The sequence below is a fragment of the Burkholderia sp. 22313 genome (assembly GCF_052045245.1).
Classification (GTDB): Bacteria; Pseudomonadota; Gammaproteobacteria; order Burkholderiales; family Burkholderiaceae; genus Burkholderia.
On the sequence record NZ_JBQEON010000067.1, the window covers coordinates 1 to 7,984 of the forward strand.

Consider the following 7,984-nt stretch of genomic DNA (forward strand, 5'->3'; position numbering starts at 1 on the left):
TAGGGCCTGTTCACGCTAATAACGGGCTTGCGAACGTGCCTTTCCGCCCGCAGGGCAAGGAGAGAGGAGGCGCAATAGCCGTAGCTATTGCAACGACGAACGACGCCGCAATGCGGGCGGAAAGGCACGTTCCCCTGTTTGGAAGAAAATCATTCGTGGGGCTGGCCCCCAGAAGGGCCGATCGCGGCGTCATGCGCCTCGCGAATACGTCGAGTATTCGCTTCGTCGCATTCCTTGCGCTCGGCCCTTCTGGGGGCCAGCGCAAGCCCGTTATTAGCGTGAACAGGCCCTAGAGGGGCCGGGGGCACGCCAGTCCGGGGATACGCCACAGCCCCGCTGGGACACGGGCCGGCGATGATTCGGAAATCTCGATTGGCGAGCAGGTGACGTCGGACAGACGCTATCGTTACTGTCCCTGTTTCGAACCCAACCGATCCAGCAACGCCCCCAGCAAATCCACCGGCAGCGGAAACACGATCGTCGAATTCTTGTCCGCCGCGATCGTCGTCAGCGTCTGCAGATAGCGCAGCTGCATCGCCTGCGGCTGCTGCGCGAGCCGCTGCGCGGCCTGCAGCAGCTTCTCCGACGCCTGCAGCTCGCCTTCCGCATGAATCACCTTCGCGCGCCGCTCGCGCTCGGCTTCGGCCTGCCGCGCGATCGCGCGCACCATCGTCTCGTTCAGGTCGACGTGCTTGATCTCGACGGTCGACACCTTGATCCCCCACGCATCGGTCTGCGCGTCGAGCGTCTTCTGGATATCCGCGTTCAACTGCTCGCGCTCGGCCAGCAGCGCATCGAGCTCATGCTTGCCGAGCACCGCGCGCAGCGTCGTCTGCGCGAGCTGACTGGTCGCGTCGAAGAAGCGCGCGACCTGGATCACGGCCTTCTCCGGATCGACGACGCGGAAATACACGACCGCATTGACCTTCACCGACACGTTGTCGCGCGTGATCACGTCCTGCGACGGCACGTCGAACACGACGGTGCGCAGGTCGATCCGCACGACCTGCTGGACGATCGGGATGATCAGCACGAGCCCCGGCCCCTTTACCTTCCAGAACCGGCCGAGCATGAACACGACGCCGCGCTCGTACTCGCGGAAGATGCGGATGGACGAGGCGGCGAGCACCACGATGAAGACGATCAGGACGCTGCTGAAGCCGAACGTGTAACCGATCATGAAGGTTCTCCCTGGCGTTGGTCCTGCGGCTGCGTGTCGTACAGCGGCGCGACGGTGAGCATCAGTCCGTGCCGGCCCGTGACGCGCACGCGGCAACCCGCGGCGAGCGGCACGCTGCTCGCGACGCGCCAGCGCTCGCCATGCACGAGTGCCCAGCCGGCGGCCGACGGCGCGCGGCCGGCGGTGCCTTGCGGCTGATCCGGATGCAGGCCGTCGTCGAGCACTTCGCCGACGCTGCCGAGCATCGCCTCCGCGCCCGTCACGACCGGCCGCCGCCGCGCGCGCAGCGCGACGCTCGAGACGACGGCGACGAGCAGCCCGCCGCCGACCGCGAGGCCCGCGATCACCGGCCACGGAATCCCGTAGCCGGGCACGTCGGTGTCGATCAGCATCAGCGCGCCGATCGTGAACGAGACAATCCCGCCGAAACCGAGCACGCCGAAAGTCGGCAGGAACGCCTCGGCGACGAGGCAGCCGAGGCCGAGCAGCACGAGTCCGAGGCCCGCATAGCTGATCGGCAGCAGTTGCATCGCGAACAGCCCGACCAGCAGGCAGATGGTGCCGGCGACGCCCGGCAGCACGAAGCCGGGGTTCGCGAACTCGAAGAACAGCCCGTAGATGCCGATCGTCAGCAGGATGAGCGCGACGTTCGGGTCGGCGATGATCGACAGGAAGCGGCTGCGCCAGTCGGGCGCGAGCACCACGAGCGGCGCATGCGCGGTTGCGAGGTGCAGCGTGCCGGCGGTCGTGGTCACGCTGCGGCCGTCGAGCTGGCGCGCGAGATCGGCCGGGTCCTGCGCGATCAGGTCGACGACATGCTGCGCGCGCGCTTCGTTCGCGGACAGGCTCACGGCTTCGCGCACCGCGCGCTCGGCCCATTCGGCATTGCGTCCGCGCAACTGCGCGAGGCCGCGGATGTACGCGGCGGCATCCTGGGTCGCCTTGCGGATCTCGGTCGACTGCGTGTCGTTCGGCAGCTCGGCGGGCGTCGCGGATGCGCCCGATGCGCCGGCCGCACCCGAGGCCCCGCTCGGTGACGGCCGTGTCGTGCCCGGCGCGCCAGGCGCGCCGCCCCCGATGCCGAACTGCACCGGCGACGCCGCGCCGAGATTGGTGCCCGGTGCCATCGCGGCGATGTGGCTCGCGTAGACGATATAGGTGCCCGCGCTCGCGGCCCGTGCGCCGCCCGGCGCGACGAACGCCGCGACCGGCACCGGCGAGCCGAGGATCGCCTTGATGATCTGCCGCATCGACGTGTCGAGCCCGCCGGGCGTATCCAGCTGCAGGATCGCGAGCGGCGCGTGCTCGTGCGCCGCGCGGTCGAGCGAGCGGACGATGAAGTCGGCGCTGGCGGGCCCGATCGCGCCGTTGACGGGGATCACGACGACGGGCGGCGCGGCGGCGGGGGCCGTGGCGGGGGCGCCGGGGAGTGGGGCGGCAACCGCCGCGCACACGACGAGCAGCGCCGCGAACAGCGCGGCGCGTGCGACCCGCGCGGACAGCGGGTGACGGGTGCGGCCGCCGGGCGATGCAGGTGCCGGCGACGGCCGATGACGGTGAATGCGCATCGAGGCGTCCGGGCGGCGCGCGGCCGCACGTCGTCCGGCTCGCGGAAAAGGCGTTGGCCCGATGCTTGAAGATTAGGCGGTTTCGGCGGAAAGCGTGGAAAGCGTGAAGGCGGGGCCGGGCCGGCCGCGCACTTAGCCGGCGCTGCCGCCGCGCGCGAGCGCCTCGTCCCGAAACTCGGCCGGGCTGCGCCCGCTCCATTTGCGAAACGCGCGGTAGAACGCGCTCGGTTCCGCGAAGCCGGTGGCCGCCGCGACGTCGGCGATGGTCCGCGACGGATCGGCCAGCGCCTCGAACGCGAGGTCGCGTCGCAGCGTGTCCTTGATCGACTGGTACGCATGGCCTTCCTGGTGCAGCTTGCGGCGCAGCGTCGCCTCGGCCACGTGCAGCCGCGCGGCCATCCCGCCCGCACCGGGCCACGACGCGGGCGGCATCCCGCGCAGCACCGCGCGCACGCGCTGCGCGAGCGCGTTCGGGTTGCGGTACTTGACGATGAAGCTGGCCGGCGCGTTGCGCAGGAATGCCTTCAGCGTCTTCGCGTTCTGCACGACCGGCAGCGTCGCGAATTCGGGATCGAAATCGACATACGAATCCGGCTGGTTGAACCGCATGTCGTCGCACAGCATCGACGGGTATTCGTGATCGGCCGGCGGCGTGTCGCAGCGGAAGCTCGCGTGCAGCACCGGGATGCGCCGCCCGATCAGCCAGCAGGTCAGCCCGTACACGATGATGAAATAGGTCGCGTACGTGAACATCGCGGGCGCCGCGGCGCTGTTGCGGTGCACGAAACGCAGCCGCACGCGCTGCGGATTGGCGTCGAGTTCGGCGTGGAGGTCGTCGAGCACGCAGTGCAGGAAATTCACCGCGCGAGCCATCGCGTGCAGTCCGTCGTGCGCGGACAGCGCGGCCTGGCTCATCGCGATGAAGCTGCCGCTGCGCATCGGATGGCGATCCTGCCCGAAAAACTCGTCGTCGAGCGCGCGCGCGATGGCGTTCCACAACGCGCCGTATTGCTGCGCCGACACCCGTGCCCGCGGCTGCGCGAGCAGCGCGGGCGCGATGCCGGCCTGCGCGAGCAGCGGCTCGGCCGCGACGCCGCGCCGGGTCGCGAGCGCGACGCTGTAAGCGACGAGGCTGATCGCGACGGTGCCCTTGTCTTCCTGCTTCATCGAAGCCGCCGGTATGGCAAAAACGCTCAGTGTAAATGAGCGGCGCGAGCATCGAACAGTCGCGCGTGCTTGCCTACACTTGTTGCATCGAAACGGAAGGTCGGTCGCGGCACGCGGCCGCGGGAGACTGCAGCGCCATGGACGAGCTTTACACCGAAGACCAGCGGATGATCCGCGACGCCGCGCGCGCTTTTGCCACCGAGGTGCTGGCACCGAACGCCGCGCAGTGGGACCACGACGCGCGGCTGCCCGACGCCGTCGTCGCGCAGCTCGGCGAGCTCGGCCTGCTCGGGATGATCGTGCCGCAGGAGCTGGGCGGCGCGTATACGGATTACGTCGCCTATGCGCTGGCGATGGAGGAGATCGCCGCCGGCGACGCCGCGTGCGCGACGATGATGAGCGTGCACAACTCGGTCGGCTGCGGGCCGATCCTCGGCTTCGGCACGCCCGCGCAGAAGGATCGCTGGCTGGCCGAGATGGCGGCGGGCCGCGTGATCGGCGCGTTCTGCCTGACCGAGCCGCAGGCCGGCTCCGAGGCGCACAACCTGCGCACGCGGGCGGAACTGCGCGACGGCAAGTGGGTGCTGAACGGCGCGAAGCAGTTCGTGACCAACGGCCAGCGCGCCGGGGTCGCGATCGTTTTTGCCACGACGGACCCGGAAGCCGGCAAGCGCGGCATTTCCGCGTTCCTGGTGCCGACCGACACGCCGGGCTTCATCGTCGGCAAGCCCGAGAAGAAGATGGGCATCCGCGCGTCCGACACGTGCCCGATCACGTTCGAGAACTGCGCGATTCCGGAAGAGAACCTGCTCGGCAATCGCGGCGAAGGGCTGAAGATCGCGCTGTCGAACCTCGAAGGCGGCCGGATCGGCATCGCCGCGCAGGCGCTCGGCATCGCGCGCGCCGCGTTCGACAAGGCGCGCCGCTATGCGGGCGAGCGCGTGCAGTTCGGCAAGCCGATCGCCGAGCACCAGGCGATCCAGCAGAAGCTCGCCGACATGGCGACCCAGATCAATGCGGCGCGCCTGCTCGTGCATCACGCGGCGAAGCTGCGCACGGCCGGGCTGCCGTGCCTGTCGGAGGCGTCGCAGGCGAAGCTGTTCGCGTCCGAGATGGCCGAGCGCGTGTGTTCGGACGCGATCCAGATCCACGGCGGCTACGGTTATCTCGTCGACTACGAAGTCGAGCGTCACTATCGTGACGCGCGCATCACGCAGATTTACGAAGGCACCAGCGAAGTGCAGCGGATGGTGATCGCGCGACAGCTCTGAGTCGCGGCGCGCTCCATCCGGCACCACGCGACCGAATCAGCAGGCAAACGAAGCAGGCAACGAAGCAGGCACGAGGGCAGGGCGGCGAACGCGGCACGCAACGACGTGACCGTGCGCCGCGACAACGCGGAACCGGGCATGCGCTGCAGCACATGCGCCGGTTGACCGCGGGGCTTGGAGACTGGAGACGGAGACGACACATGACGGTACAGGCATTCCTGGACGCACGCGACTTTCTGCTGCGCCATCGCACCGACTACGACACCGCTTACCGCGATTTCGCATGGCCGGTGCTCGACGCCTTCAACTGGGCGCTCGACTACTTCGACCCGATGGCGCGCGGCAACGACCAGCCCGCGTTGTGGATCGTCGACGCGGCAACCGGGACGGGCGACCCGTATTCGTTCGCGCAGATGTCCGAGCGCTCGTCGCGCATCGCGAACTGGCTGCGCGGCATCGGCGTCGGGCGCGGCGACCGGATCCTGCTGATGCTGCCGAACCGTGTCGAGCTGTGGGACGCGATGCTCGCCGCGATGAAGCTCGGCGCGATCGTGCTGCCCGCGACCACCCAGCTGTCGGCCGACGACGTGCGCGATCGCGTGCGGATCGGCGGCGCGACCTACGCGATCGTCGACGAGAACGAAACCGCGAAATTCGAACAGGCCGGCCTCGGCCTCAAGCAGAAGATCGTCGCCGGCGCGCCGCGCGACGGCTGGCTCGCGATGAACGACGGCTACGCGGCAAGCCATGTATTCAACCCCGACGCCGTCACGCAGTCGAACGAATCGATGCTGCTGTACTTCACGTCGGGCACGACGTCGAAGCCGAAGCTCGTCGAGCATACGCACCGCACCTATCCGGTCGGGCACCTGTCGACGATGTACTGGGTCGGCCTGCAACCGGGCGACATCCACTGGAACATCAGCTCGCCGGGCTGGGCGAAGCATGCGTGGAGCTGCTTCTTCGCGCCGTGGAATGCGCAGGCGTGCGTGTTCGTATTCAACTATGCGCGCTTCGAGCCGAAGGCGGTGCTCGATGCGCTCGTCAAATACCAGGTGACCACGCTGTGCGCGCCGCCGACCGTGTGGCGCATGCTCGTGCAGCAGCCGCTCGCGTCGTTCGACGTGAAGCTGCGCGAGATCGTCGGCGCGGGCGAGCCGCTGAATCCCGAGATCATCGAGCGCGTGAAGAAGGCGTGGGGCATCACGATTCGCGACGGCTACGGCCAGACCGAGACGACCTGCCTGATCGGCAACACGCCGGGGCAGCCCGTCGTGGCCGGTTCGATGGGCCGGCCGTTGCCCGGCTACCGGATCGCACTGCTCGACCCGGACGGCATGCCCGTCGGCGAAGGCGAGGTCGCGCTGCCGATCGGCGCCGGCGTGACGCGCCCGGTCGGGCTGATGAACGGCTATGCGAACAATCCGGAAGCAACGGCCCACGCGATGCGCGACGGCCATTACCGCACGTCGGACATCGCGATGCGCGGCGACGACGGCTACTACGTGTACATCGGCCGCGCGGACGACGTGTTCAAGTCGTCCGACTACCGGTTGAGCCCGTTCGAACTGGAAAGCGTGCTGATCGAGCATCCGGCGATCGCGGAAGCGGCCGTCGTGCCGAGCCCGGATCCGGTGCGGCTGGCGGTGCCGAAGACCTTCATCACGCTGCGCCAGGGCTATGAAGAAAGCCCCGCGCTCGCGCTGGAGATCTTCCGCTTCTCGCGCGAGAAGCTTGCGCCGTACAAGCGCATTCGTCGCCTGCAATTCGCGGAGCTGCCGAAGACCATCTCGGGGAAGATCCGCCGCGTCGAGCTGCGACGCCGCGAGATCGAGCGCGGCGACGATGCGAGCACGCGGATGCCTGGCGAATACTGGGAAGAAGATTTCGCCAACGAACTGAAATGACCGGCTGCCGGTCGCACGCGCCGCATGTCGCGGTGCGCCGCCCGCAGCCTGACTGAACCGAACCGGCCGCGTTGCATGACGCCACGCGGCCCACTGCAAGGAGAGCACACTGATGAACGCGAATCCGACGCCCCGCTCGGGGCAAGACGTGCCGACGGTCAAGCTGCTGATCGACGGCGCCTTCGTCGAGTCCACCACCCGCGAGTGGCGCGACATCGTCAACCCGGCGACGCAGCAGGTGCTCGCACGCGTGCCGTTCGCGACCGTCGCGGAAGTCGACGCGGCCGTGCAGGCCGCGCACGCCGCGTATGCGACGTGGAAGAACACGCCGATCGCCGCGCGCATGCGCATCATGCTGAAGTTCCAGGATCTGGTGCGCGCGAACCAGCAGCGCATCGCGAAGACGCTGACGGCCGAGCAGGGCAAGACGCTGCCCGACGCCGAAGGCGACATCTTCCGCGGCCTCGAAGTGGTCGAGCACGCGTGCTCGGTCGGGACGCTGCAGCTCGGCGAATTTGCCGAAAACGTCGCGGGCGGCGTCGACACCTACACGCTGCGCCAGCCGCTCGGCGTATGCGCGGGCATCACACCGTTCAACTTCCCCGCGATGATTCCGCTGTGGATGTTCCCGATGGCGATCGTGTGCGGCAATACGTTCGTGCTGAAGCCGTCGGAGCAGGATCCGCTGTCGACGATGGAACTCGTCGAACTGGCCGTCGAAGCGGGCGTGCCGAAGGGCGTGCTGAACGTCGTGCACGGCGGCAAGGAAGTCGTCGATGCAATCTGCACGCATCCGCTCGTGAAGGCGATCTCGTTCGTCGGCTCGACGGCCGTCGGCACGCACGTGTACAACCTCGGCAGCCAGCACGGCAAGCGCGTGCAGTCGATGAT

6 protein-coding genes are annotated in these 7,984 nt (G+C 68.7%); 3 read left to right on the forward strand and 3 right to left on the reverse strand.

What is annotated here, in order from left to right:
• Positions 1-406: 406 nt before the first annotated feature.
• The 3 genes from ACTJKF_RS31105 to ACTJKF_RS31115 form a co-directional block, all read right to left on the reverse strand.
• Entirely contained in the window at positions 407-1,180 is a 774-nt protein-coding gene (locus ACTJKF_RS31105) for a slipin family protein (RefSeq protein WP_440628944.1), read from the reverse strand.
• On the reverse strand, positions 1,177-2,748 hold the full coding sequence (locus tag ACTJKF_RS31110; RefSeq protein WP_440628946.1) for an NfeD family protein: 1,572 nt from the start codon (positions 2,746-2,748) through the stop codon (positions 1,177-1,179). Before ACTJKF_RS31110 ends, ACTJKF_RS31105 begins: the two co-directional genes overlap by 4 nt.
• A 132-nt stretch (positions 2,749-2,880) precedes the next feature.
• Positions 2,881-3,915, reverse strand: a complete 1,035-nt coding sequence (locus ACTJKF_RS31115; RefSeq protein WP_440628948.1) for an AraC family transcriptional regulator — start codon at positions 3,913-3,915, stop codon at positions 2,881-2,883.
• Between the two features lie 137 nt (positions 3,916-4,052).
• Here ACTJKF_RS31115 and ACTJKF_RS31120 point away from each other — a divergent pair, with 137 nt between their 5' ends.
• The 3 genes from ACTJKF_RS31120 to ACTJKF_RS31130 all read left to right on the forward strand — a co-directional run.
• On the forward strand, positions 4,053-5,186 hold the full coding sequence (locus tag ACTJKF_RS31120) for an acyl-CoA dehydrogenase family protein (RefSeq protein WP_440628950.1): 1,134 nt from the start codon (positions 4,053-4,055) through the stop codon (positions 5,184-5,186).
• 200 nt (positions 5,187-5,386) lie between these two features.
• The gene (locus ACTJKF_RS31125; protein WP_440628952.1) at positions 5,387-7,093 is read left to right on the forward strand and encodes an AMP-binding protein; all 1,707 of its coding nucleotides are present in this window, start codon (positions 5,387-5,389) and stop codon (positions 7,091-7,093) included.
• Between the two features lie 112 nt (positions 7,094-7,205).
• The coding region (locus ACTJKF_RS31130; protein WP_440628954.1) for an aldehyde dehydrogenase family protein at positions 7,206-7,984 on the forward strand (779 nt) is incomplete at its 3' end.

Excerpts from the sequence above, each read along its gene's own strand:
- ACTJKF_RS31105 (WP_440628944.1), bottom strand. The coding sequence starts at position 1,180 with ATGATCGGTTACACGTTCGGCTTCAGCAGCGTCCTGATCGTCTTCATC.
- ACTJKF_RS31110 (WP_440628946.1), bottom strand. The coding sequence starts at position 2,748 with ATGCGCATTCACCGTCATCGGCCGTCGCCGGCACCTGCATCGCCCGGC.
- ACTJKF_RS31115 (WP_440628948.1), bottom strand. The coding sequence starts at position 3,915 with ATGAAGCAGGAAGACAAGGGCACCGTCGCGATCAGCCTCGTCGCTTAC.
- ACTJKF_RS31120 (WP_440628950.1), top strand. The coding sequence starts at position 4,053 with ATGGACGAGCTTTACACCGAAGACCAGCGGATGATCCGCGACGCCGCG.
- ACTJKF_RS31125 (WP_440628952.1), top strand. The coding sequence starts at position 5,387 with ATGACGGTACAGGCATTCCTGGACGCACGCGACTTTCTGCTGCGCCAT.